Source organism: Streptomyces sp. NBC_00289 (assembly GCF_041435115.1).
GTDB lineage: Bacteria > Actinomycetota > Actinomycetes > Streptomycetales > Streptomycetaceae > Streptomyces.
The window spans coordinates 3,347,059-3,370,430 of the sequence record NZ_CP108046.1 but is presented as its reverse complement, the minus strand read 5'-3'; the positions used below and the strand labels follow the sequence as shown (position 1 = coordinate 3,370,430).

Annotated in this window: 22 protein-coding genes; 6 read left to right on the top strand and 16 right to left on the bottom strand. The window is 73.4% G+C overall.

The window, feature by feature from the left end; translation table 11 throughout:
* Positions 1-255: 255 nt before the first annotated feature.
* From OG985_RS15300 to OG985_RS15290, 3 genes are all read left to right on the top strand, one after another.
* Positions 256-642, top strand: coding sequence for a sortase-dependent protein (locus OG985_RS15300; RefSeq protein ID WP_371668883.1), 387 nt, complete (start codon positions 256-258; stop codon positions 640-642).
* A complete protein-coding gene (locus OG985_RS15295) occupies positions 639-1,262 on the top strand; it encodes a class F sortase (protein WP_371668882.1) in 624 nt (207 codons plus the stop codon). The genes OG985_RS15300 and OG985_RS15295 overlap by 4 nt, the downstream gene beginning before the upstream one ends.
* Before the next feature lie 108 nt (positions 1,263-1,370).
* Positions 1,371-1,862, top strand: coding sequence for an RNA polymerase sigma factor (locus OG985_RS15290; RefSeq protein ID WP_371668881.1), 492 nt, complete (start codon positions 1,371-1,373; stop codon positions 1,860-1,862).
* Between the two features lie 84 nt (positions 1,863-1,946).
* On the opposite strand, the gene OG985_RS15285 is transcribed toward OG985_RS15290, so the two are convergent.
* The 9 genes from OG985_RS15285 to OG985_RS15245 form a co-directional block, all read right to left on the bottom strand.
* Positions 1,947-2,405 carry a hypothetical protein gene (locus OG985_RS15285; RefSeq protein ID WP_371668880.1) on the bottom strand — a complete coding sequence of 153 codons (459 nt, stop codon included), beginning with the start codon at positions 2,403-2,405 and terminating at the stop codon, positions 1,947-1,949.
* A gap of 75 nt (positions 2,406-2,480) precedes the next feature.
* Positions 2,481-4,220, bottom strand: coding sequence for a zinc ribbon domain-containing protein (locus tag OG985_RS15280; protein ID WP_371668879.1), 1,740 nt, complete (start codon positions 4,218-4,220; stop codon positions 2,481-2,483).
* On the bottom strand, positions 4,217-4,783 hold the full coding sequence (locus OG985_RS15275; protein ID WP_371668878.1) for a phage tail protein: 567 nt from the start codon (positions 4,781-4,783) through the stop codon (positions 4,217-4,219). The genes OG985_RS15280 and OG985_RS15275 overlap by 4 nt, the downstream gene beginning before the upstream one ends.
* A gap of 31 nt (positions 4,784-4,814) precedes the next feature.
* Positions 4,815-6,776 carry a putative baseplate assembly protein gene (locus tag OG985_RS15270; protein ID WP_371668877.1) on the bottom strand — a complete coding sequence of 654 codons (1,962 nt, stop codon included), beginning with the start codon at positions 6,774-6,776 and terminating at the stop codon, positions 4,815-4,817.
* Positions 6,776-7,216: a GPW/gp25 family protein gene (locus tag OG985_RS15265; protein WP_371668876.1), complete on the bottom strand. Its 441-nt coding sequence runs from the start codon at positions 7,214-7,216 to the stop codon at positions 6,776-6,778. Before OG985_RS15265 ends, OG985_RS15270 begins: the two co-directional genes overlap by 1 nt.
* A gap of 67 nt (positions 7,217-7,283) precedes the next feature.
* Positions 7,284-9,185, bottom strand: a complete 1,902-nt coding sequence (locus OG985_RS15260) for a VgrG-related protein (RefSeq protein ID WP_371668875.1) — start codon at positions 9,183-9,185, stop codon at positions 7,284-7,286.
* Complete coding sequence (locus tag OG985_RS15255; RefSeq protein ID WP_371668874.1) at positions 9,185-9,907, bottom strand: peptidase M23; 723 nt, start codon at positions 9,905-9,907, stop codon at positions 9,185-9,187. The genes OG985_RS15260 and OG985_RS15255 overlap by 1 nt, the downstream gene beginning before the upstream one ends.
* 15 nt (positions 9,908-9,922) lie before the next feature.
* Complete coding sequence (locus OG985_RS15250) at positions 9,923-10,345, bottom strand: phage tail protein (protein WP_371668873.1); 423 nt, start codon at positions 10,343-10,345, stop codon at positions 9,923-9,925.
* A 73-nt stretch (positions 10,346-10,418) separates the two neighbouring features.
* On the bottom strand, positions 10,419-11,303 hold the full coding sequence (locus OG985_RS15245; protein WP_371668872.1) for a hypothetical protein: 885 nt from the start codon (positions 11,301-11,303) through the stop codon (positions 10,419-10,421).
* A gap of 1,432 nt (positions 11,304-12,735) precedes the next feature.
* On the opposite strand from OG985_RS15245, the gene OG985_RS15240 reads away from it, so the two are divergent.
* Positions 12,736-13,209 carry a hypothetical protein gene (locus tag OG985_RS15240; protein WP_371668871.1) on the top strand — a complete coding sequence of 158 codons (474 nt, stop codon included), beginning with the start codon at positions 12,736-12,738 and terminating at the stop codon, positions 13,207-13,209.
* Between the two features lie 1,229 nt (positions 13,210-14,438).
* Here OG985_RS15240 and OG985_RS15235 read toward each other — a convergent pair.
* From OG985_RS15235 to OG985_RS15220, 4 genes are all read right to left on the bottom strand, one after another.
* Positions 14,439-14,597, bottom strand: a complete 159-nt coding sequence (locus OG985_RS15235) for a DUF6760 family protein (protein WP_371668870.1) — start codon at positions 14,595-14,597, stop codon at positions 14,439-14,441.
* A complete protein-coding gene (locus OG985_RS15230; RefSeq protein WP_371668869.1) occupies positions 14,594-15,097 on the bottom strand; it encodes a hypothetical protein in 504 nt (167 codons plus the stop codon). Before OG985_RS15230 ends, OG985_RS15235 begins: the two co-directional genes overlap by 4 nt.
* On the bottom strand, positions 15,097-15,540 hold the full coding sequence (locus OG985_RS15225; protein ID WP_371668868.1) for a phage tail protein: 444 nt from the start codon (positions 15,538-15,540) through the stop codon (positions 15,097-15,099). Before OG985_RS15225 ends, OG985_RS15230 begins: the two co-directional genes overlap by 1 nt.
* A 63-nt stretch (positions 15,541-15,603) precedes the next feature.
* Entirely contained in the window at positions 15,604-17,184 is a 1,581-nt protein-coding gene (locus OG985_RS15220; RefSeq protein WP_371668867.1) for a phage tail sheath subtilisin-like domain-containing protein, read from the bottom strand.
* Positions 17,185-17,429: 245 nt separating this feature from the next.
* On the opposite strand from OG985_RS15220, the gene OG985_RS15215 reads away from it, so the two are divergent.
* Both OG985_RS15215 and OG985_RS15210 read left to right on the top strand, forming a co-directional pair.
* Complete coding sequence (locus tag OG985_RS15215) at positions 17,430-18,032, top strand: DUF4157 domain-containing protein (protein WP_371668866.1); 603 nt, start codon at positions 17,430-17,432, stop codon at positions 18,030-18,032.
* Between the two features lie 197 nt (positions 18,033-18,229).
* Positions 18,230-19,675 carry an RICIN domain-containing protein gene (locus OG985_RS15210; protein WP_371668865.1) on the top strand — a complete coding sequence of 482 codons (1,446 nt, stop codon included), beginning with the start codon at positions 18,230-18,232 and terminating at the stop codon, positions 19,673-19,675.
* 21 nt (positions 19,676-19,696) lie between these two features.
* On the opposite strand, the gene OG985_RS15205 is transcribed toward OG985_RS15210, so the two are convergent.
* The 3 genes from OG985_RS15205 to OG985_RS15195 all read right to left on the bottom strand — a co-directional run bounded on the left by OG985_RS15205 (position 19,697) and on the right by OG985_RS15195 (position 23,250).
* Positions 19,697-21,718: an AAA family ATPase gene (locus OG985_RS15205; protein WP_371668864.1), complete on the bottom strand. Its 2,022-nt coding sequence runs from the start codon at positions 21,716-21,718 to the stop codon at positions 19,697-19,699.
* On the bottom strand, positions 21,715-22,422 hold the full coding sequence (locus OG985_RS15200) for a DUF4255 domain-containing protein (RefSeq protein WP_371668863.1): 708 nt from the start codon (positions 22,420-22,422) through the stop codon (positions 21,715-21,717). Before OG985_RS15200 ends, OG985_RS15205 begins: the two co-directional genes overlap by 4 nt.
* Positions 22,423-22,581: 159 nt before the next feature.
* On the bottom strand, positions 22,582-23,250 hold the full coding sequence (locus OG985_RS15195; RefSeq protein ID WP_371668862.1) for a LuxR C-terminal-related transcriptional regulator: 669 nt from the start codon (positions 23,248-23,250) through the stop codon (positions 22,582-22,584).
* Between the last annotated feature and the right edge of the window lie 122 nt (positions 23,251-23,372).

Sequence of the window (23,372 nt, the reverse complement as noted above, 5' to 3'; positions counted from 1 at the left end):
CCCGCGCGGGCCAGGAATCGAGCCACCCGGGCAGCCCGCACGGACGCCGGACGAAGCCATCGACGTGAGCGGAAGTGCCCGTCTGCGCAAGGCCGTTCAGCGGGCGTCCAAGGACCGTCGGCGGTCCGGCGCGGACTTTGCCGGCTCTTTACAACCCGCTCCGCCGCTGCCTCGTCTCTCCGCTCGTCCGTATCCCGATCCGTGCCCGGGCCCGCTCGTCCACCGTGCGGCCGGACCGACGAAAGAGAGCGATTCATGCGCCGAACTGTCCTGAGTGTCATGGCACTTGCCTGCACCGCCGTGCTGGCGGGCACCGTGCCCGCGTTCGCCGACGGGGCGAGCCCGGTCCCCTCCACCAGGCCGAGCGGCACCGTCGCACCTGACTCGGCCACCCCCGTCCCGAGCGCCGAGCCGACCCGGGCCGCCACTCCGGGTTCGGGCGCCGACCCGACCACGGCGGCCTCCCCGGCCCCGAGCCAGGTGTCCGTCGTACCGAGCACCGCGCCCGACACCGGCGTGGTGCCGCCGTCGCAGCACTCCGGAGCACAGGCCGGGGCGATCGGCGGCGGCGCGGCCGCGGCGCTCGCCGTCGGTGGCGCGGCGGTGTTCGTCGTACGGCGCCGGCGGGCGACCGGGGAATGACCTCCCTCTCCAGGCGGGCGTTCGTCACCGCGGCGACCGCCTCGCTGCTCGCGGGCTGCGCCGGCCACGAGGCCGGCCGGTCCGCGACCGCGCGCCCCACCGGCGTGCCGGCACCCTCCGGGCCCACCGGGAAGGCCGGGAAGGCCGCGCCGCGGACCCTCGCGCGCTCGGTCCCGGTCGGGCTGCGCATCCCGGCCATCGGGGTCGACACCTCCGTCATGCGCCTGGGACTGGCCGCCGACGGCAGCATGCAGGTGCCCCCGATCGAGGCGGACGACCGAGCGGGCTGGTACCAGCACTCGCCGACGCCGGGTCAGGTCGGCCCGTCGGTGATCCTCGGCCATGTCACGGTCGGCGCCTACGGGGACGGGGTCTTCCGACGCCTGGCGGAGCTGGGCCGCGGCGACCGCGTCGTGGCGCGCCTGGAGAACGGCACGAGGGCGGAGTTCGCCGTCACCTCCGTACGGACGGTCGCCAAGGCGGACTTCCCGACGGAGGCGGTGTACGGGGACGTGGACCGCCCGGAGCTGCGGCTGATCACGTGCGGCGGGCCCCGCAGCGGTTCCGGATACCCCGACAACGTGATCGTCTTCGCCGCGCTGGGTACCGCGAGCCCCTGACCCGCCACCACCGGTTCCCGGGCCGACGGAACGTACGCCGTCGGCCCGGACTCCTCCTCTTCGAGCGCCCACCCGCGCCCACGAGTCCCCCCACGACCATGGAGAGCGTTGAAACGGTCCCGCGAGAAGGCAGCGTCCGAACTGTTCGCCGCCCTCTATCCGCGCCTCGCCGGCTGGTGCCGCCGTCTGGTCGACGACGACGAGACGGCCCACGAGATCGCCTCGGAGGCCTTCACCCGGCTCTGGGCCCGCTGGACGGCTGTCGCGGAACCCCGCGGGTTCCTCTACGTCACGGCGGCCAACCTCGTCCGGGACCACTGGCGCAAGCTGGAGCGCGAGCGGCGGGCCGTGCGCCGCGCCACCGACGAGGCCGCCGTACGCCCACCGGCCGAGCCCGCCGATCCGACGGTACGGATGCTCGTGCAGTCGCTGCCGGAACGGCTGCGCGTCCCGATCCTGCTGCACTACTACGCTGACATGCCGATCCGGGAGGTGTCCGCGCTGACCGGGCGCAAGGAAGGAACCGTCAAGGCCGACCTCCACGCGGCCCGCGAACTGCTCCGCGCCCACTTGAGGAGAAGTCTTGATCACTCACTCTGACGACGGTCCGGACTTCGACCCCGACGACCCGCTGACCGTCATCCTGCGGCCCACCTCCGGCTATCTCGGCCCACCGGCCGGCCGCTACGAGGCGATCCGCCGAGGTGCCGCCCGCCGCCGGCTGCTGCGCACCGCGGCCGGAGCCGGTGTGGCGTGCGCGGTCGCCGCGTGCATCGTGCTGCCGCTGCGTCTGGCGACGCCCGGGAAACCCCCGTCGCCGGCGGTCCCGCTCGCCCCGCCGGCCGCGACCAGCCCCTCGGTGCCGCCCGATCCGGCGGCGTCGACCGCGCCGGTCACTCCCGGCCCGAGCAGGCGGAGCGCGTCTCCCGATCCCGCCGCGACGCGCGGCGGCGCCGTCTCTTCGCCCGTGCCCTCGGTGCCGCCGGACTCGGTGACGGCCGAGCCGTCCACGGCACCGACCCCGGCATCGACCTCGGCGTCGACCTCGGCGTCGACCTCGGCGTCGACCTCGGCGTCGACCTCGGCGTCGATCGTGCCGTCGGCGACACGGAACGACGCCGACGTCACATCCGCGAGCGGCATCCGGTCGTAGGCCGTACGACAGCCCCCCGAGGTGCCGGCCCCCTGTCGGGGGTCGGCACCCGCCTGTGTCGGGGGTCAGCTCGAGTTGGCGCTCGACCGGCCGAAGAACTCGATCTCGGCGATGGACACCTGCGTGCTCGCGGATGCCCGGTAGGTGGACTCGATGACGAAGCGGACCTTGGTGACCGCCCCGACACGGAAGGAGCGACGCTGGCCGCCCGCACCCTGGTCGAGGGTGATCTTCCGGGTCATGGTCGTCCCGTCGTCCCTGGTGATGACGGCCTTGATGCGGTGCGGAAGTGCCGCCTTGGAGTTCTGGTCGGCGTGGGTGGAGACGCCCGGCGTGATGATCAGGTCGAGGAGCCGGGTCGGCTCGTCGAAACGGGCCTCGATCCACTGGCCCTTGCCGGACTCGGACACGCCCGGGCCCCACCAGGTGTTGTTGAGCAGGTCGAAGACCAGGTCGGGCTTGTGGCCCGGGTAGGACCGGGACGCGCTGACGCTGTCCGGGGGCACCGGAGCCCGCTTGGCGAAGTGGTCCCGGGTCGCGTCGATCCCCTTGGGGATGTTGAACGCCAGCACGATCAACAGGGTCAGGACGATCGCGCCGAACAGCCAGGTCAGGATCCGGTCGAAGGTGCGGCGCAGCCGGGGACGGTCACCCGCCCACGGGATCTCCCGGTTGCCGAAGCCGAGCCGGCGCCACCACGGCAGGCGGCCCGGAGTGGGCCCGTCCCCCGCCATGGGCATCGCGCACCGGGTGCAGAAGTGCCGGTCGGGCCGGTTGCGGGTGGAGCACCAGGGGCAGGGCGTTCCGCCGTCCGCGCCGAGTTCCTCGCCCGGGGCCCGTACGACCTGCGGGCGTGGGGCGGCCGGGCGGCCCGGCAGTACCGGCGCGACGGACGGGGCCGCCGCGGGGCGGGGCTCCGGGTCGGCGAGCGGCACGAGGAGCCGGCGGGCCCGGTCGGCCATGTCGTCGGCGTCCGCCGGGGACTGCCCCGGCCTCGGAGCCGCGGTGGGGAGGGGTTCGGTGGCGGCGGTCTCGTCGGCGGCCGGGGTGGCGGCGGGCGGGGTGGCCGCGGGGGGCACGTCGGGGTGGGCGACGGCCGCCGGTCCGCTCTCGCTCTCGTCGGGCGCGGCGGTGTGCGTGCGGGCCCAGGAGGGGGCCGGGGCCGTGGCGGGACGCGGCGAGTCCTGGTGGGACGGGGCCGCGGCCTGGCCCGTGGAGGCGCCGGAGGCGGGCGGGGCGGCGGGGGAGGCCGTGCCCGGTTCCGCCGCGGCCGCCCCGGCGCCCAGCAGTTCCCGCTGGGTGCGGGCCAGACCCGTACCGCCGTCGGTCCGGGTGAAGGCGTCCCACCCGGGGTCGCCTCCGGCCGGAGGGGCCGGGCTGTCGGAAGCGGCCGAGGAGTCGGCAGGGGAAGCGGCCGAGGGAGCGGGGGCCGAGCCGGCGGAGTCGCTCCCGTCGGCGCCCGCCGTTCCGTCTCCGGCTCGCGCTCCGGCGGAACCGCCGGAACCGCCGGAACCACCGGAACCGGAGGAACCGCCCGAACCCGCGTAAGCGGACGCGCTGGACGTGCCGGGAGCCGTCGTAGCACCGGACGACCCGGAAGCACCGGAAGCCCCAGAGGACCCCGAAGCTCCGGACGCCCCGGACGCCCCGGACGACCCCGATGCTCCGGACGCCCCCGCCCCTCCCGACGCAGCTCGCGCGGCCGCCCTGTCCGTCCAGCTCAGTACGGCCCCGCAGGCGTCGCAGAACGACTGGCCAGGTTCCGCGCGGGTGCCGCAGTCGGCGCAGTTCTGGGTGGTCGTCATCTCTCCGGGGTCCTTTCGGCGGGTTCGCCGGCGGTCACCTGGACCGTGTACGGCATGTGGGCTGGGCGCGCGGCGGCCACGAGGGTGTCCAGGCGGTGGTGGTCCGCCCGGGTCGGCTCGGGCAGCCGCAGGTGTACGTGCAGTCGTGGGCGTGGCTCGCCGGGGAACGGGCCGAGCGGGCGGGCGCTCCAGGCGGCCGCCCCGCTCTCGGTGATCTCGGGTTCCACGCCGAACGCGAGCCGGACCGCCTCGGCCAGGCCGCGCCGGGTGCCCCGGATGCGGTGCAGATACGCGGCGGCGGCCACGGCGGCGCGCAGCAGCGGTTCGGGTTCGGTGCCGTCGGTCTCGGCGCCGACCCAACTGCCCAGCCACTGGGTGAAGTCGAGCGGGGCGAGGGACGGCCGGAAGTACGTGTCGAGGCAGTCGAGCACGTTGTGGATCGGCGCGACCACCTCGTCGAGCCCGGCGACGAAACGCATGGCGAGGTCGTCGTCGGCGAACACGGCGGGCAGCATCATGCCGATCGGCGCGGACGAGTCGAGGCCGTCGACGGAGCCCCTCATCCGAGGCCCCCGGCGCGGGAGTCGACGTTCATCAGGCGCCGTCCCCGATGACTCGTACGCGGTGGTCGAAGGAGAACACCAGCGACGGCGGTGACAGGTCGATGCGGTCCGTCGCCTCGCCGCGTTTGCCGGTCAGCGGGTCGGCGGGATGCAGGACGACCTCGTCGACCAGTTCCACGCCCGGTACGCGTTGCAGCACCGCGAACACCTCGCCGGCCTGCACGGGCCGCCCGAACGGCCAGCCCTTGCCGTCGGTACCGCCGGTGAGCGGGTCGAGGTGCCGGTAGAGGGCGTCGTGGGCCTGCCGGCGCACCCGGTCGGTGTCGACGCCCCGGAAGGCGTGCACGGACGCCACCACGGTGACGCCCTGGTAGTACGGCGGCCCGACCGCCAGCCGGGTGCCGATCAGACGGCGTTCGTCCAGGTGACGGGTGATGCGGTCCAACAGGGCGTCTCCGGGCACCAGTTGCTCGAAGCGCAGGTGTCCGCCGGGATCCGGGACCGCCTGCGGCACCACGAGGACCCGTACCGCGTAGGCCCCGTACTCGCCCTCCTCGCCCTCCAGGCAGGTGATCCGCGCGGTCTCGGGAGCGGCACGGCGGGCCAGCTCCTCGTAGTCGCGCAGGGTCACCGCCCGCTCCTGGGCGCGCAGTGTGATCGGTGCCCGGACCTTCGCCTCCTGCACGGTCTCCCCCGCCACGCCGCCGCGCGCCGCCTCCCGGTTGACCACCTCGGAGACGTACGGGATGGAGCTCCGCAGGATCTGGACGGCGCCGCGCGCCACGTTGCCCGCGCGGCCGCCGCCGGTGCGGTAGCGGCGGGCGCGGACGGGGGAGCCCTTCGGGGCGACCATCCCGTACTGGCGCAGTGATCCGTCGGGTTCGCGCACGGCCGGCCCGAAGGCGATCTCGCCGGTCGTGGCGTCGAGCGTGATGTGCCGGTCGTCCGGCCCCGAGGCCGAGAAGTGCGGGACGACCTGCCAGTCCGCCCAGCCGTCGTGCTCGGCGGTCTGCAGCAGCACCGGCGGGGTGTCGCCGACCACGGGCGCGTGCGCCAGCCGCAGCCGCTGCCCCGGCAGTCCGGTGGACTCGCCGAGCGCCTCGTCGTACACCGTCTCGGCGTGTACGACGGCGGTCGTGCCGCCGATCGTGAAGGCCTCGGCGGCCTGGATCGTCGGCGAAGTGGTGTAGAAGGGCTGGCCGGGGAGGGGTTCCGTGACCCGGCAGCGCAGCCAGCCGGCCTGGTGGCCGGCGTTGCGGGACAGGACGTGTCCGCCGGGGACGTGCAGCACGACCTCGCCGGGCCGGTTGAGGCCGCCGGTGCCGTCCCGGTCCACCTCGCAGGACTGCCAGCCGTCCGCGGTCCACGCCTCCCACACCAGCGGCGGCTGCCGCGGGTCCACGCCGACGCCGTCCACCCGGCTGTCCAGGTCCAGGGCGAGCGCGCAGTGCGGTACGGCGGCGCTCAGACCGAGCAGCATGCAGTCACCCGGGGAGGGCGACTCCGCGAAGCACAGCAGGTCCTTGTCCTCCTCGGCGAGGTCGTGCGTCCGGTCCACCACCGGCTCGCCCTGCTCCTGCACCAGCAGATGGCGCAACCCGGTCGGTACGACGTTCAGTTCGCGCTCGGTGGCGAAGACGACCGCCTCGTCGCCCTCGGTGCGCAGGGTGGCGACCTCGGTGCCGACCGGCACCGGTACGGTCTCCTCCTGCGGCGCCGACAGCCAGAACGTCACGTCGGTGCGGGCGGCGGACGGCGGGAACAGGGTGATCCCGACCAGGTCCAGGAACGCCAGATGGTTCTTCTCCGGCACCCGGTTGAGCCGGTACACGATCTGGTCGGCCATGTGCGCGACCGTCTCGACCAGGGTGACACCGGGGTCGGAGACGTTGTGGTCGGTCCACTCCGGGGCGCGCTGCTGGATGTAGCGCTTGGCGTCGTCGACGAACTGCTGGAAGCGGCGGTCGTCGAGGTTCGGGGAGGGCAGGGCCATCAGCGGTCACTTTCGGGGGAGTTGCCCGCGCCGGAGCTGTCCGGCTCGTCGTGGGAGGGAATGACGTAGAACGGGAAGACGAGGCTGCGCGGGTTGTTGGTGCCGCGGATCGAGTACCGGACGTCGATGAACAGGACGCTCTGGTCGCCACCGGTGCTGACCTCGACGTCGTCGACCTCGATGCGCGGCTCCCAGCGGTCCAGGCTGACGTACACCTCGTGCTGGATGCGGCCCGCGGTCTGCTCGTTGACCGGCGCGAACACCAGGTCGTGGATCGCGCAGCCGAAGTCGGGGCGCATCGGGCGCTCGCCCGGCGCCGTCGACAGGACCAGCCGGATCGCCTCCTCGACCTCCCGCTCCCCGCTGACCAGGGCGATACCGCCGGTCGGCCCGATGCGCAGCGGGAACGACCAGCCGGACCCGACGAACTGCTCGGCCATCAGTGGGCCACCCGCCTTCCCGAACCTCTGAGGTGTCTGACATGGCTGAAGCTTCCGGAGAACCCGTTCACGGCAGCGGATACGGCTTGGCGTTGACCAGCACCGCACCCTGGAGCGTGAGGGTGACGGCCCGGATGCCCACGTTGGCAATGGAGTTGACCTGCACGGCGCCGCCCGCGGTGAGCGTCGCGGCACCCACCGCCTTCAGGTTCAGGGCGCCCATCGCGTCGACCATCACCGCACCGGTGAGGGACTTGACGTTGACCATGCCGCGGCCCTGGATGTTGAGGAGTCCGCCGCTCTTGATGGTCACGTTGCGCCGGGCGCTGAGCGTGAGGTCCGTGCCGGCCTCGACCGACACCGAACGGCTGCCCTTGATGGTGACCGAGCCCTTGCTGTCGACGACGATCTCGGTCTTCGTCCGGTCCAGGAACACCGTCAGCTGCTTGTCCCCGGAGATCATCCGCACGCCCTGCTTGCGGCCGCCGGTCTTCTGGCTGAGCAGGTCCATCCGGTTGCCGTCCCGGTCGGAGACGGTGTGCCGGCTGGCCTTCTTGCGGACGGTGTCGTGCAGCGGCACGTCGCCCACGACGGTCGGCTTGTCCCGGCCGTTGTAGAGCCCGCCGATCACGAACGGATGGTCCAGGGCACCCCGGTCGAACGCGACCAGCACCTCGTCGTTGACGTCCAGCGGGAAGATCCCGCCGCCACCGAGGCCACCCATCTGCACGGTCCGCGTCCAGTCGCTGACGTAGGTGTCGTCGAGCCACGGGAACTGCAACCGGACCCGCCCCTGCTTGAGCGGGTCGTTCACGTCGGTGACCAGCGCGTTGGCCACGCTGGGCAGCCGGGGCGAGGTGTCCGCGCCGCCCGAGGTGAGCCCGTACAGCGAACGCCACTGCCGGCCGCTGACCGTCACCCACGCCTCGTAGTGCTTGCCGTCGCCGAAGGCGTGCCGTACGGAGGTGACGGTGTACTTGCCCTCGAAGGGCGCCCCCACGTCCGCGAGTGCGACCGGAACTCCCGGCCGCAGCTTGGGATTTCCGCGGACGACGACCTCCAGCTCGGCGAACGAGCCGGTGACGTCGTCGGCGAGCGCGTCGGCGGCGAACTTCACTTCCTTCTGCTTGTCGTAGGGCGTGCCCGTCTCGACCAGCTTGGCGGCCTTGAACTTGCCGGCCGCCGCGCCCGGCGTGGTGCCGATGCTGATCCCCGGGTTGGAGGTTCCCGGGGAGGTCGCGGTGATCTTCTTCTTCGTCGTGACGTCCCAGCCCCGCGACTCCACCTTGGCGACCTGGTCGGCCGCCGTGACCGCGGACCGCAGCCGCAGGATGTCGTGCCCGGCCTGGAGGACGAAGGGGCTCTTGTCGCCGTCGGTCTTGGGCGAGGGGGCGCCGGAGGACGGCTTGGGCTTCACGAACTGGAAGTTGCCGTCCGCGTCGACGGACATGACCATCTCGTTCTCGTCGGCGAGCCGCGCGAGGAAGTCCCAGTCGGTGACGTTGGACTGGCTGATGAACTCGTACACCGTCTTCGTCGGCTGGATCAGCCCCACCGGCACACCGTCCTGCGCGGCCAGCTTCCTGGCGATGTCGGACGCGGTCTGGTTGCGGTAGGCGGCCACCCGGCGCTGGCGCAGCAGGCGGTGCCCGAAGTCGTAGCCACGGATGACGGTGAAGGTGCCGGTGCCGTCGTAGTCGGCCTCGAGGCCGGTGACCTCGCCGGTCAGCAGGGGATCACCGGCGCCCTGCCCGTCGGCCATCGGCGTGAGGACGACCTTCGTGCCGAAGGTCACGCGCAGTTTGCCGAGGATCAGCCGGTACGGGTCCCGGAAGGTGAGCCGGAACGCGGCCGGCACACCGGCGCCCTGGTCCACCCAGCTCTCGACCAGGGCCCGGGCGTATTCGGACGGAAGATCGGCGCCGCCGATCTTCACACCGATGACGTTGGAGAACGCGGACCTCACCATCAGGTACGCACCTCCTCGGCAGCGGGCAGCACCAGTTCCACGCCGGTCCGCAACTGCCCCGGGTTGTCGATGTCGTTGGCGTCGGCGATCGAGCGCCACGCGGACGCGTCGCCGTACTCCCGCCAGGCCAGCGACTGCAGTGAGTCACCCGCCACGACCCGGTGCACGCGCTGCGCGGTCAGTGCTCCCGAGGTCGGATTCTGCCCCTTGGTCTTGCTCGGGATCTCGTGCAGCTGGAGCCGGCAGGTGGCGCGGATGGGGACGCCGGTGGTGCCGAAGAGCGAGTAGGCGGCCTCCACGGAACTGACGTACGCCGTGAAGCGGGCCGTCGAGAACGACCCCCACTGGAACACCACCCAGGGCGGCGACGGCTGCTTCGCGGCGATGCTCTTGGTCGTCACCTCGCAGCAGTCGAGCAGCGACTCGACCTTCTTCAGCACCGTGTTGCTGGTCGGCTTGGCGGAGGAGTCGAGGAAGATCTCCACGCTCATCTCGCGCGGCTCCGAACCCATGAACTCCGGGAGCGAGCCGTCCCGTTCGATCTGCGCGGGGGTCGCCTTCCACTGCGCGCGGCGGGTCAGCGACAGCTGCGCCGGGTTGAAGTCGAAGCCGAAGGTCTTGATGATTCCGCCCGGCGTCGTGCTGCCGCCGACGGGGGGCTCGTGGATCGCGAGCGAGGCCCGAACGAGACTCTTGCCCGCGCCCTTGCTGCCTTTCGCCATGTCTCCCGGCCCCTCTCAGTCCGTGAACCCGTGATGGGCGATCTCGAGGACCTCCGTCGCGACGGCCGGGTTGGCCGGGTCCAGAGTGGGTCCCGTCCAGCTGACCGGCAGCACCTCGATGAGCCCCCACCGCGCCACCTCCGAACCGTCCGCGCGCAGCGCGGAGATCTGCGCGGTCGGCCGCTTGATCCCGGTCTGCACGGACGAGATCCACTTGGCGACCTTCGTGGTGTCCGGGGTCAGCGGACGGGTCAGCCGGATGGTGGAGAACGTGACACGGGTCGGCAGCTGCCAGACGAAGCCGTTGTTGCCGCCCTCCTGGCGGTGCTCGATCTCCACCTGGGAGGACAGCCCTTCGCAGCCGTTGAAGTAGCCGAGGCTCTCGCCGTCGATGCTGAGGGTGAACCAGATGGTGGAGCCCGGGTCCTGGCGGGGCATCGCGGGTGGGCCTTTCTGTCGTTCCTGATCGGTGGGGCGGTGGCGGCCGGCGGGGGCCGCGCCGGTGGGCGGGTCAGTGGCGGGGGTCGCGGAGCTTGCCGATCCGTTCGCGGTCCATGCGCAGTTCGGTGCGGATCAGCCGGGTGATACGGCCGATGATCCGGTGCACCAGTTCGTCGAGCTGGAAGTCGGTGAGCTCACGCGGGTCGAATCCACCGGCCGGGACCGCCGTGTACTGCGGCGGGGGCGGCCCGGACGACGCCGCCACAGCCGTCTGACCGGGCGGCGAGTACGGCGGCGGCGAGTACGGCGGCGGCGCGTGCGGCGGAGGAGAGTGCGAGGGCGGGGTGCCCGGGGGCGAGTACGCGGGCGGGGCCTCGGCGCGGTGGTCGCGCGCGGGTGCGTGGGACAGGAGAGGCAGCGTGCCGGAGACCGTGGCCGCGGCGGCGGCCGCGAGCGCACCCGTGGCGGAGGATCTGACCGGGGGCCTGGCCGGAGCCTTGGCCGAGGTCTTGGCCGGAGTCTTGCTCCGATGCCAGAGGCGCTGGACGACGGGCGGGGCAGCGGTGGTGGCGCCGGGAGCCGTGAGTGGCGCCGACGCGGGGGACGACGAGGGGCGGGTGAGCGGAGCTACGGGGAGGGGAGGGCGGCTGGAGGGTGTGGTGGTGGCGCTGGTGGGGGGTGACGGCAGGTGCAGGGGTACCGGACCGGGCGTGGCCGTCCGGCGTTGAACGGCCGGTGCGGAGGCGGGCGTTATGGACGGCTGCGGCTGCGGCTGCGGCTGCGGGGCCGGGGAGCTGGGCAGCGTGGGGGCGCCGGCCGAGAGGGGTGCCGTCGGCCGCAGCGGTGTCGCGGGAGGAGGTGTCGTGCGGCCGGACGGTGCCGGCGGGAAGGGGGTGGCGTCGGCGGGCGCGGTGCTGATGGGCGCGCCCAGGGGGGAGCGGCGACGGGCGGGCACGGCGGGGGCGGAGGCCGGGGCGCGCTGGACGACGGGTGGAGTGGCGGGCGACTGCGCGGGCTGAGGTGGGTTCGGCGTGGAAGGCGAACCTGCTGTGGTCGGCGCGGAGTTGACCGGCGTCGGCCGGGGCGGCGGACTCGCGGGGGTGACAGGTTGCGAGGCGATCGGGGCGCCGAGACCCAGTCGGGGCGCGCGGCGGGAGACGCTGCGCTGGACAGGGGGTGCCGGGGGTGTCACGCCGTACGAGCCGGGGGTCGGTGCGGGTGTCGACGCGGTGGCCGCAGAAGCGGAGCCGGAGGGAGAGGGGACGGCCACAGGGGGCCGGGGTGCGGTGCCTGTCGGGCTGCTGGGCTCAACGGCATCACGCTGTACGGGCGTTGCCGCCGCCGGACGAGAGAGGGACGATCCGGCGCCGGGGGCGGAGGCAGACGTGGGGGACGTGGGCGGGGTCGCCGAAGGGCTCGGAGAGACCGCCGCCCGCTGTACGGCACCGGATGCGGGACGGGTACCGGCGGGGGGCGCCGGGGCGGGCGCGGAGGTGGAGCCGGGTGTCGTACGGGCCTGCTCGACGGGCACCGTCGAGGGGCGTTCGGTAGCCGACGGGCGGCCCTGGGCGCGGTCCGGCGCGGTCGCGGACGGTGAGGTACGGCTGCTGTCGGGCGACGCGGACTGCGGCCGATCGGTGTCGGACACCGTTCGGCGCTGGACGGCGGGCGTCGCTCCACCGGACCCGGTCACTGTCTCGTGCGAGGCGGCAGCGGGCGTGGGAACCGGCGGGACTGCCGAGGGGGCGTTCACCCTGCGGTCGGCCGACGAAGTCTGCGGTTGCCCGGAGTTGGGGCCAGAACCGGAGGCGGGCCGGCGCTGGACGCTGGGTAGCGAACCGCCGGTACCCGTGGTTGTCGGGCGCGGGGTGACCGGGGCCGTGGGCGCTCCCGGGCCGGGGTGGGAGCCGGAGGCCGGTTGGCGTTGGACGCTGGGGTTGGCTTCGCCGGTACCGGTGGTGGTCGTGCGGGGGGCGGCAGGGGTTGTGGAGGTTGCCGGGCCGGGACGGGAGCCGGGGGCGGGTTGCCGTTGGACGGCGGGCATCGCTTCCCCGGACCCGGTGGTCGTCTCGTGCGGGGCGGCAGGGGTCTCAGGGGCTGCCGGGCCGGAGACCGATCGGCGTTGGACGGCGGGCGTCGCTCCACCGGAACCGGGGCTGTTTGTGCGCGGGGCCGCAGGGGTCGTACGGGCTGCCGGGCCGGAGACCGATCGGCGTTGGACGGCGGGCGTCGCTCCACCGGACCCGATTGTCGACTCGTGCGGGGTGGCAGCGGACGTAGGAACTGCCGGAGCCGCCGACTGAGCGTTCGCCCCGCCGTCGGCCGACGAAGCCCGCGACCGACCCGACGCGGACGCGGACGCGGCCCCGGAGGCCGAGCCGGACCCGGTGCCCGAGCCGGACCCGGTGCCCGAGGGGGACCCGGTGCCCGAGCCGGACCCGGAGGCCGAGCCGGACCCGGAGGCCGAGCCGGACCCGGGGCCCGCTCCCGACGTCGATCGTCGCTGGACCACGGGCTGCGAACCGCCCGTACCGGTGGTCGTCGTGCGCGGGGTCGCGGAGGTCGGTGAGGAGCCGCTCGCCCCGCCGGCGGGAGCGGGCCGGTTCGGCGCGCCTGTCGTACCGGAGGGCGTCACCGCACCGCCGGCTCCGGCGGCTGTGCTCCCCTCGACGGCGGGCCCGACCGCGGCCCGCTGCACCGGGGCGCCGCCATCAGCCGCACCACCCGTGCCGGAGGAGCGCCGCGTGGTGTCGTCGGGGATGGCACCGGTCGCCGTGTCGGCGCCGGGCAAGGCCGCGGCCCGCTGGACCGGGCCGCCGATGTCGCCGGTCCCCGTTCCGGGAACGGGCGCGGCGAGGTGAACCTCCGCTCCACCCGCCTCGGTTGACGACGCCGACGGCGTGTTCGCCGTACCGGCCCCGTCCGGCGTCCCGCTCGCCCCGGATGTCGTCACGCCGGTCGGGGCGGAGACCCGGCGTGTCACCGGCAGTGTCCGGCGCTGCACCGCGGGCGTTCCGGAGCGTGCGGTCGTCAGGGACCTCGGCCCGGGCCGGGACGGCTGCTGCGCGGCCACGGGGGTGACCCGGAGACCGGAGGCGGGGCGTACGGTCGGCGACACCGCGGCCGTGGCCGGTCCGGTCGAAGCGACCGGCGTCGGTGCGGACACCGGACCGTTCGACGGCGACGGCGACGGCGACGGCGACGGCGAGGGCGAGGGCGAGGGCGACGAGGGCGAGGGCGACGAGGGCGAGGGCGACGGCGGGACAACACCCGGGAGTCCCGGAGACGACGGAGAAGACGGAGCCGCCGGACCGGCCGGACCGGCCGCGCTCGCCCGCTGCACCGAGGGCGCACGCCCGCTCGGACCGCTCACCCGGGCCGGGGAGGGCGACGCAGCCGACGGCGTACTCGTCCTCGGCCGAGCCGGCGCGCTCCGCGCACCCGCACCGGCACCCACCTCCGACGCGCTCCGTCCGACAAGCGGCGTCGCCGTCGCCGTCGCCGTCGGCGTCGGGGATCCGCTCGGCGTGCGCGGGCCGGCCTCCGGGGACGGAGCCCGCCCCGGTGTCGGAGGTCCGCTCTGGGGGAGTGCTCGCAGGGGCACCGCCGGAGCCCGTTGCACGGTCGGCTCGGGGCCGGCCAACGGCATGGTGCCCGCGGGGCGTTCGAGGCCCGGCGCCGGTCGGCCCGAGGCCGCGCGTGCCGCGTCGCCGAGCACCGCGCTGGACCGCCCGTCCAGCACCGTGTGGGAGGACGTGCCCAGGAACGACGGGTTCTGCCACGTCGGCAGCCGCCCGCTGAACCGGGCGTCCGCGACCGTGGCCCGCCCCTCCGTCATGGCCCGCTGGATCGGCGGCAGCCCCGACCAGGACGCGGCCACCACCGCGCCACCGCTCGCGGAGCCGTCGGCGGTCGCGGCGGAAACCGGCACGCCGACGGACGGAGCGGCGGCGGCCGCCACCCCACCGCCGTCACGCGTCGCGCCGTTTCCGCCCGTCGAGCCCGTCGAACCCGTCAAGCCCGTCAAGTCCCTCGAACTCGAACCCGTCTCGTTCGTGCGCCTTCGCAGCCGGTCCAGGAACGCCATCGGTCAGCCCTCCGACCCGGCCCGCGTCACCAGGGACGCGATCTGCTCGGTGAAGCGGCGGCGATCCTCGTGTTCGAGGTCCAGGATCTCCTCCAGGCTCCAGTGGAAGTGGTAGGCGACGTACGCGATCTCCTCATGCAGCCGGTCGGTCGCGTACGTCACGATTCCCCCAGGCGGCTCCCGCCGAGTTCCACCTCGAACGGCTCCGAGCAGTGCGGGCACTCCACCGCCGCCCGGGTGTGGCCCTCGGCGTTGACCTGGCGGTAGAAGTCCTGGAGGAACGCGAGGTCGGAGGCGAACATGTTCTCCACCACCCCGTCGTGCACCATCGGGAGCGTGCCGAGGCGGGTGATGACCCGGCCCAGCAGGACCACCGACAGGTAGGCGGGGTTCTCCTGGACCCGGACGTCCCGCAGCGGGATCAGTTCGTCCCGGGCCGTGGCCAGGCGCATCACGCCGTCCCGGTGGACCGTTCCCGCGTCGTCGACATAGCCGCGGGGCAGTTCGAAGGCGAACTCGGTCCGCAGCGGTTGTGCCGCCGGGGCGGGCGCGGGCGCGGGGGCCGGGGCCGGAGCAGAGGTCTGTTCCGGCCCCGCCACCGCCTCCGGCGCCGGTGCGTCCACGATCGAGCCCGCGCCCGCCCTGGCAGCCGTACGCCGCATTACTCGATGACCAGTTCTTCGAAGACGATCGTCACGGTCTCGGTGAGCGCGGAGGCCTCGCCGGCCTTCAGGGTGCTGGCGGAGATCTTGCTGCACCAGGCCCGGCGCATGTTGTAGCGCTTCACCGGGTTGTACTCGTAGTCCATCATGATGATGGAGGCGTTCTTGCGGGCCGTGCTCATCCGGCCGCCGATCGAGTCGTTGATCCACGTCGTGAACGCCGGCGACATCGTCATGCCGCGCACCACGGTGACCTGCCCGTCCTTCTGCACGCCCGGCATGAGGGTGATCTCAGGCCTGCCCTGTGCGGAGTTCTGCGGGCTCTTGATGACGTCCTGTTCCATGTTGAGGCCGTCGACCGACGTGAGGTACTCGACCATCACGCCGTCGATCTGGAGGCCGAAATTATGTGATGTGAGGGAGTCACCCTGGGTGAGAGTCATCTGTTCGCTGTCCTTCTAAGGCTTTTGACGATCGCGTGAGGCCGGGGGCGCAGGCGGGGCCGCCTACTCCTCCAACTCGCCGCCCCCGCTGGAGAACTGGGCCAGCCGGAAGATCACGAACTCGGCCGGCTTGACCGGCGAGACACCGATCTCGCAGATGACGCGGCCCACGTCGACCGACTCCGGCGGGTTGGTCTCCTCGTCACACTTGACGTAGTACGCCTCCTCCGGCCGCTGGCCGAAGAGGGCGCCGCTGCGCCACTCGTTGACGAGGAACGCCGAGACGTTGCGCCGGATCCGGGCCCACAGCGCGTGGTCGTTCGGCTCGAACACCACCCACTGGGTGCCGAGGAGGATCGACTCCTCCAGGTAGTTGAAGTACCGGCGCACGTTCAGGTAGCGCCAGGCCGGGTCCGAGGACATGGTGCGGGCGCCCCAGACGCGGATGCCGCGGCCCGGGAAGGCGCGGATGCAGTTGACGCCGATGGGGTTGAGCAGGTCCTGCTCACCGCGGGTGATCTGGATCTCCAGGTCCACCGCACCGCGTACGACCTCGTTGGCGGGCGCCTTGTGCACGCCGCGCTCGAAGTCGTTGCGGGCCCAGATACCGGCCACGTGACCGCTCGGCGGGATCACCCTCGACTGGCCCGACGCCGGGTCGAAGACCTTGATCCAGGGGTAGTACAGGGCCGCGTACTTGGAGTCGTAACCCGCGGTCTCCTGGCGCCAGACCCGGATCTGACGGGCGTTGAGGCCCGGCGGCGGGTCGATCACCGCGACCCGGTCGCCCATCAGCTCACAGTGCGCGATGAGACCGAGCTGGACCGCCTTGACGGCCTCCAGGTCGATCGCGCCGCGCTGGTAGGCGGCCATCAGGTCGGGGACGGCGACCATCGAGATCTCGTCCACCGCCTCGAGGCCGCCGAAGCCGGTGCGGTCGGCGGAGTCGCCCAGATACTCGGCGGGACCGGGGTGGGAGTCGTCACCGGCGGCCGGGGCGGCCGGGGCGGCGGCCACAGGGGCCGGGGACGCGAGCGCCACGGTCTGGTTGTCGGGCCGGGCGAGCTGCGCGGCGGGCGCGGCCTCCTGCACGGTGATGAGCTTGGAGCGCTCCTTCACCTGCGTGACGACGTAGTTGCGGCCGCCCTTCTTGGCGGTCACGTCGAAGGTCTCGACGGACTTGTCGCCGTCCTTCACGATCAGCTTGAACCGCTCGGCGGGGCCTTCGCCCTCCGGGTCGGCGACCTCGACGCTCAGCGAACCGCCCGCGATGGCGGTCACCGAGAAGGTGCCGAGCTGCTTCGGCTCGGCCGGCGGCAGCGCGGCCGGGGCGGCGGAGCCGGTCAGCGCGGCCGGGGAGCCCTCGGACGCACCGTCGGCGGAGCCGCCGACCCGTACGACATAGGCCGCCGAACCGCCGTTGTTGAAGAAGCCGTAGACGGAGTGCGCGAGGTAGTAGCCGTCGGTGAACGCACCGAAGGCCGCGACGTACTGAGTCCAGTTGGTCACCAGCGTCGGCTCGTTCAGCGGACCGGTCGGCGCGAGCCCGACGAAGGCCGCGACCGACGTGCCCACTCCCTCGATGGGACGCGAGCCGCTGGCCACCTCCTCGACGTATACGCCGGGCGACAGGTAGGACGGCATGCTCTGCTCTCCTCGGGGTACGAGACAGGAACCTCTCCAGCCTCACGCGCGCGGGGCGCCGGCGAAACGTCCGCCGGTGCCGGACCGGGGGCAACCCCGCTGCCCGCAAGGGCAGTCCGGCGCGCCCTCACGTCCCGCCGGCCGTCGGCCGCGCCCCCGGGTCTGCCCCTTCGGACCTTCCGCCGGGCCGGCCGGTGCGTTATTCCGTGGAGTACGACCACCCGTCGCCCGGACCGGGAAGGCCCATGCGCGCACACGAAGAGAACCGTTCGTCCGCCGACCGGAAGCCCGCCGTCCCGCTCAGGCCGGCCGCGTCGCCGCCGCCGCTGCTCGCCCTGCAACGCACCGCGGGGAACGCCGCGGTGACGCGCGCGATCGGGGAGGCGCGGCACGAGCACAGCGCGGACTGCGGCCACGAGGGGGCGGCCGTCCAGCGGGCGGAGGAGCGGCCGTCCGTCCAGCGGCGCTCCTCGGTCTTCGACGCGGTCAGCTCGCCCCACTCGCCACTGGAGCCGCGCATCCAGCACCGGGCCGAGCAGGCGTACGGCATGAGTTTCGCCCATGTCCGCGTGCACTCCGGGCCGGTGGCCCAGCGGTCGGCGCAGGAGTTCCAGGCCAAGGCCTACACCACCGGTTCGGACATCGTCTCGGGCTCGTCGAGACTGGACGACGAGACGATCTACCACGAGCTCGACCACGTCCGTCAGCAGAGCATGGGGCAGGTGGCGGGCACCGACAACGGGTCGGGGACGAAGGTCTCCTCGCCCGGCGACCCGTTCGAGCGCCAGTCGACCTCCAACGGCCGCAAGGTGGCCCAGGGCGAGACCCCCGACCTGGCCGGCCCCTGACGGACCGCTCCGCGGTCCCCGTCTCGGGGGCTGTGGGGAGCACGCCGTCCGCGGCGAGCCGTCGGAAGCGGACCGCGACTGCCGGGACCGGGACTGCCCGGACCGGGACTGCCCGGACCGCCCGGAGGGCCGCGAGGGCACCGAGCTCTGCACTCGAGGCTCCTGACCGGGCGAGGGGTCCGCACTAGCGTCGACGCGTGAGCCTGTGGACTTCTCTGGAACCCGCCTCCGCTTCGGTGGACCCGGGTGGCAGTACGCGTGTACGGCTGCGGTTGCGTAATACCGGGGACGTGGTGGACGAGTACCGGTTCGAGGCGGTGGGGCCGGTGGCGCCGTGGACGACGGTGGAGCCGTCGTCGTTGCGGTTGTTTCCGGGGACGACGGGGACGGTGGAGTTGACGTTCGCGCCGCCGCGTACGTCGGATGCGAGTGCGGGGCCGAACGCGTATGCGGTGCGGATCACGCCGACGGAGCATCCGGAGGCGACGACGGTTCCGGAGGGCAATCTGACGGTCACGCCGTTCACGGAGGTGCGGGCGGAGTTGGTGCCGCCGACGGTGAAGGGGCGTTTTCGGGGGCGGCCGCGGCTGGCGATCGACAATCTGGGCAATACCAGGCTGACGGCGTCGCTGAGTGGCGGCGACACGGGTGATCATCTGTCGTACGACCTGCGTCCGGGCAATGTGCAGGTGGAGCCGGGTCGTGCGGTGTTCGTGAAGGCGACGTTGAAGCCGCGGAACATCATCTGGTTCGGGGCGAAGGAGCAGCGGCCGTACACGTTGTCGGTGCTGCGTTCGGGTGCTCAGCCGATGCCGGTGGAGGGCACGTATGTGCAGCGGGGGTTCCTGCCGCGCTGGCTGGCCACGTTCTTCGGGCTTTTCCTGGCTCTGGCGCTGACCTTCGTCATGTTGTGGATCGCCTACAAGCCACCCGTCAGGAGCGGAGCCGACGAGAAGACCGTCGAGGCCGGCGCCACCCTCGCACCCTCACCGACGCCCACACCGGCCCTGACGCCGGCACCCCCGTCCGAGGAGGCCGCGCCCGCGGCGCCGGAGACCGCCGCCGGCGACGAAGAGGAGAAGGACAGCGGTTCGGGCGGTGGTGGCGGTGGCGGCGGTGGTGCTCCGGCCGCGCCCAAGAAGAAAACCGCCAAGCCCGTGGTGCCCGCGACCGACATCGTGCTGCGCAACACGACCACCAAGAAGTGCGCGGACGTCCCCGGCTACGACAAGGGCAGGACCGACGGCCCCGTACGCCAGTACGTCTGCGACGACACCACGCGCGACAACCAGCGGTGGAACCTCGAGGTGAAGTATCCGAAGGGGGGCCCGGGAAGCCGTCCCCTCTTCCAGATCCGCAACGTCAAGGACCAGCTCTGCATGGACCTGCCCAACTACGGGGCGCAGCCCATCAGGACCGCGATCACCGAGTTCACGTGCAACGGCACGACCGGGGACAACCAGCTGTGGTGGATCCAGAAGCAGCCGAGCGGCGCCTACTGGATCCGGAACTTCGCCAGTAACAACAAGTGCCTCGACGTGGCCGGTTACAGCACCGGCGGCAACGACGCCAACCTCACCCTGTTCGACTGCTCCCGCACCGACGACCAGGAATGGCAGGTCGTCCCCGCCTCGGGAGAGTGAGCCGACAGACAGTTCCGGTGCCTACCAGGCACCCTCACCCGGCACCAGGCGGCCCGCCTTGCGGTACTCGCGGCGGGCGCCCTCCAGGAGGTCGGCCGCGGTGACGAGGTCGTCGCGGCCGGCGGCGAGATACGCGGCGGTGACCACGGCGCTGCGGATGGAACCGCCCGCCAGCTCGAAGTCGGCGGCCACCGTGCCGAGTTCGATGTCCTGCACGCAGGGTACGTGGGTGAGGCTGTGCCGCCACAGGGCGCCGCGCTGGCCGGCGTCGGGGAACGGGAAGTCGACGATCAGGTCCAGGCGCCGGGTGAACGCCTCGTCGATGTTGGCGCGCAGGTTGGTGGTGAGCAGGGCGATGCCGTCGAAGGACTCCAGCCGCTGGAGCAGGTAGGCGCTCTCCATGTTGGCGTAGCGGTCGTGCGAGTCCTTCACCTCGGACCGTTTGCCGAACACGGCGTCGGCCTCGTCGAAGAGGAGGACGGCGTCGGTGCGGTCGGCCTCGGTGAAGATGCGTTCCAGGTTCTTCTCGGTCTCGCCGAGGTACTTGTCGACCACGGACGACAGCTGGACCACGTAGAGGTCCAGGCCCAGTTCCGCCGCGACCACCTCCGCCGAGAGCGTCTTGCCGGTGCCGGACTCGCCCGCGAACAGGCCGAGGACACCCCGGCCGCGGCCGCCGCCCGCGCTGAGCCGCCAGTCGCCGAGGACCCGGTCGCGGTGGCGGGCGCGCAGGGCGAGTTCGTGCAGCCGGCCCAGCGGCTGCTCGGGCAGCACGAGGTCCCGCCAGTCGACGTCGGGCCGGATCCTTCGGGCGTGCTGCTCCAGACCCGAGGCGGACTGCTGGCGGGCGGCGAGACGCAGGTGGGCCGGGCTGAGGGGGGTGCCGTCGAAGGCGGCCAGGTGCCGGGCGGCGCGGGCGGCCCGGGTGATGTGGTCGCCCGCGAGGTGGTACGGGGCGACGGTGGCCGCGAGGTCGAAGCCGGGCTCCTCGCCGAGGGCGGCCGACCAGGCGCGGACCGCGCCCGCGCGCTGCGGGGGCGCCTCCAGGACCAGGGGATCGTGGTCGCACCACTCGGGGTCGTAGGGGCGCGCCCCGGTGATCAGCACGGGTACGTCGGCGGCCGAGGCCAACTCGCGGACCAGCGGGGCGGGTTTGTCCGGCAGGCCGGTGACGACGACCGCGCGGCCGGTCAGCCGCGCCTCCCGCAGCAGGTCGGGTACGCGGTCCTCGGGGCCCGAGTAGCGCAGCGCGGGGACGCCGGCGATGTGCAGGGCGGCCGCGGCCGACGCGACTCCGTCGCCCTCGCGGCGCTCGCGGAGATAGGCGGTGAACGGGCGACCGGCGGCCAGCCGGGCGGCGAGCCGGTGCGTGAAACGGCTGAACTCGCCGTCCTGGCTTGCCTCCTCGTCCTCGCGGAACTCCACGGGCGCGGTCAGCGGGAGAAGGTGGCCGGCGAGTGCCGCGTCGGGGGTGTCGTCGCCGAGCAGGTGCGCCACGAGCCGGTCGGGTACCCGCAACGAACGGCTGAGGAAAGGCCGTTCGGGTTCCTCCAGCACGAGCAGTCCGAGCGCGCACAGCGGGGCCGCGGGATGCAGCCGGGCGCGTGCGGCGGGCAGGTGGACGGGGAGGCCGCACAGGTCGAGGGCGAGCGCGACGGTGGCCCGCCGCCGGCTCACGTCGTCGTTGAGATAGCCGTAGAACTGCTCGAACCCGCGGTCCAGGTCGGGGGCGAGGGCGATCAGCAGCAGCAGGGCGTCGAGTTCGGTCAGGTCCAGGCGCGCGGCGAGTTCGGTCAGGCGGTCGTGCGGCGGCTCGGCCGGGTCCGGCGGGGCGAGCCCCGCGGGTTCCGCCGGACGCAGCAGATGCCGTACGGCGTCCTCCGGCAGGTACAGGCCGCGCAGCGGGTCGGCGGCCGTGGGGTCGTCGGCGGCGCGGTGGTCGACCAGCAGGGCGACGCGGTCCCGCAGGCCGGTCACCCGGTGGAGGAGGGCGGCGGCCGGTTCTGCCTCCGTCACCTCGTACGCCGCGGTCTGTGCGGTCACGTCGTCCTGCCCGGCCCGCGACCGGCCCGCGCGGCCTCCCGCGCCTCCCGGACCGCCGCTTCCCGCGCCTCCCGGGCCGCCGTCACCTGCCGTGGCCGGTGCGCGCGTTCCTCCGCCTCCGGCGGGGTGTCGTCCATGGTGCGTACCCGGATCGCGGCGCCCTCGGTGACGGGCGGGCCGGCGTCGTACTCCGGATAGGCCGGGAAGGGGGCGGTGACCACGAGGTCGAGGGACGGCTTGAGTTCGCCGCCGAGCGCGGACCAGATCTCCGCCAGGGAACGCGACTCCGACTGGATGCCGGCCACCGACAACGGCACCGTCAGACCCAGCGCGCCGAGGGCGCCCGGGAGTTCGGCGGGTGGGATCAGCTCGCGCGGGATCAGCGTGGCCATCACGGCGGACAGCAGCCGGTGTTCGTCCTGGGGCTGCTTCGTCCACGCCGTCACCAGATACGACAGCCGGAACCAGCGCGGCGGCTGGCGGAGCTTGACGATCACGTCCAGGTCGTCGCGTACCGGCACGTGCCCGCGCTGGCGGCGGGTCACGTCCTCCCGGATGTCGTACAGATACGCGTTGATGGTGGGCGCGTTGCGGCGGGCGGCCCAGTCGCGGGTGGGGGCGTCGAGGGCGACGTCGATGCCCGAACCGGCCAGCGCGCCACCGCCGAGCAGCCCCTTGAGGACCTCGTCCACTTCGTGGATCACTGTCGTGCTCCCGCCCTGCCGTGCCAGGGCGGACGCCCTGTGTGTCACCTGCCGCCGTACCCGATCCTGCCTCCGACCGGCCCGTGCCCGCAGGCACGCCGGGGACGGCCGCGGGGCAGACCGGGCTGCCCGCGGGGCCGGGTTCGGATGCCCGTTCGGTCAGATGTAGCCTTCCCGCAGGGCATGTGCCACGGCGTGGGCACGGTTGCGCAGATGCAGTCGGGTGGTCAGCCCGTGCATGACGTTCTTGACCGTCCGTTCGGAGTAGGACAGCTTGCTGGCGATCTCTCCGGTGTCGAGTCCCTCGGCGACCAGCCGCAGGACGTCGACCTCACGCGGTGTCAGCCCCGAGGCCGGTGCGCCGGACCGGCCGGCGGCACTGCGATGCAGCGAGCCCACCTGGCTGATGAGCCGGCCGAGCAGATCGGCCGGCAGGTCGCCGTCACCGCGGGCGGCCGCGAGCACGGCCTGCACCAGGCGGGTCGCGGTGGCCTCGTTGCGCCACACGATGGCGCCGACCCCGCACTCGATCACGTCGAGCAGTTCGCTCTCCCGGAGGGCGCCCACCACGAGCACCGCCCGCGCGCCCTCGCTGCGCACCAGCCGGCGCAGCCGGGTCAGCGCGGCCTCGTCGAGTGACTCCTCGACGAGCAGGGCCACCGTGCCGGGCCCCGACTCGCTCTCCTCGCGAAGGAGGACCTCCGGGTACCGGCGCAGCTGGCTGAGCGCTCCCTCCCGCGAGATCGGGTCCGAGGCGTGCACCGCCACGGGTACCCGGTCCGCCGAGTCGGCCGTACCCGGGTGTGTGGTGCGCGATTGGCTGAGCAAGCGTTTCCCCTATGTCCACGTGTGCGCCACCTCGGTAAAGCCGGTGGCAGGCGTGCACTCTTCACACTCGTGTGGCGGACGGGACGGGCGCAATCGTGGAGCACCACGAGCAGCACCACGAG

Bases quoted from the DNA above. Each gene is read 5' to 3' on its own strand.
- OG985_RS15300 (WP_371668883.1), top strand. From the start codon at position 256: ATGCGCCGAACTGTCCTGAGTGTCATGGCACTTGCCTGCACCGCCGTG.
- OG985_RS15295 (WP_371668882.1), top strand. From the start codon at position 639: ATGACCTCCCTCTCCAGGCGGGCGTTCGTCACCGCGGCGACCGCCTCG.
- OG985_RS15285 (WP_371668880.1), bottom strand. From the start codon at position 2,405: ATGCCGCTCGCGGATGTGACGTCGGCGTCGTTCCGTGTCGCCGACGGC.
- OG985_RS15280 (WP_371668879.1), bottom strand. From the start codon at position 4,220: ATGACGACCACCCAGAACTGCGCCGACTGCGGCACCCGCGCGGAACCT.
- OG985_RS15275 (WP_371668878.1), bottom strand. From the start codon at position 4,783: ATGAGGGGCTCCGTCGACGGCCTCGACTCGTCCGCGCCGATCGGCATG.
- OG985_RS15270 (WP_371668877.1), bottom strand. From the start codon at position 6,776: ATGGCCCTGCCCTCCCCGAACCTCGACGACCGCCGCTTCCAGCAGTTC.
- OG985_RS15265 (WP_371668876.1), bottom strand. From the start codon at position 7,216: ATGGCCGAGCAGTTCGTCGGGTCCGGCTGGTCGTTCCCGCTGCGCATC.
- OG985_RS15260 (WP_371668875.1), bottom strand. From the start codon at position 9,185: ATGGTGAGGTCCGCGTTCTCCAACGTCATCGGTGTGAAGATCGGCGGC.
- OG985_RS15255 (WP_371668874.1), bottom strand. From the start codon at position 9,907: ATGGCGAAAGGCAGCAAGGGCGCGGGCAAGAGTCTCGTTCGGGCCTCG.
- OG985_RS15250 (WP_371668873.1), bottom strand. From the start codon at position 10,345: ATGCCCCGCCAGGACCCGGGCTCCACCATCTGGTTCACCCTCAGCATC.
- OG985_RS15230 (WP_371668869.1), bottom strand. From the start codon at position 15,097: ATGCGGCGTACGGCTGCCAGGGCGGGCGCGGGCTCGATCGTGGACGCA.
- OG985_RS15225 (WP_371668868.1), bottom strand. From the start codon at position 15,540: ATGACTCTCACCCAGGGTGACTCCCTCACATCACATAATTTCGGCCTC.
- OG985_RS15220 (WP_371668867.1), bottom strand. From the start codon at position 17,184: ATGCCGTCCTACCTGTCGCCCGGCGTATACGTCGAGGAGGTGGCCAGC.
- OG985_RS15215 (WP_371668866.1), top strand. From the start codon at position 17,430: ATGCGCGCACACGAAGAGAACCGTTCGTCCGCCGACCGGAAGCCCGCC.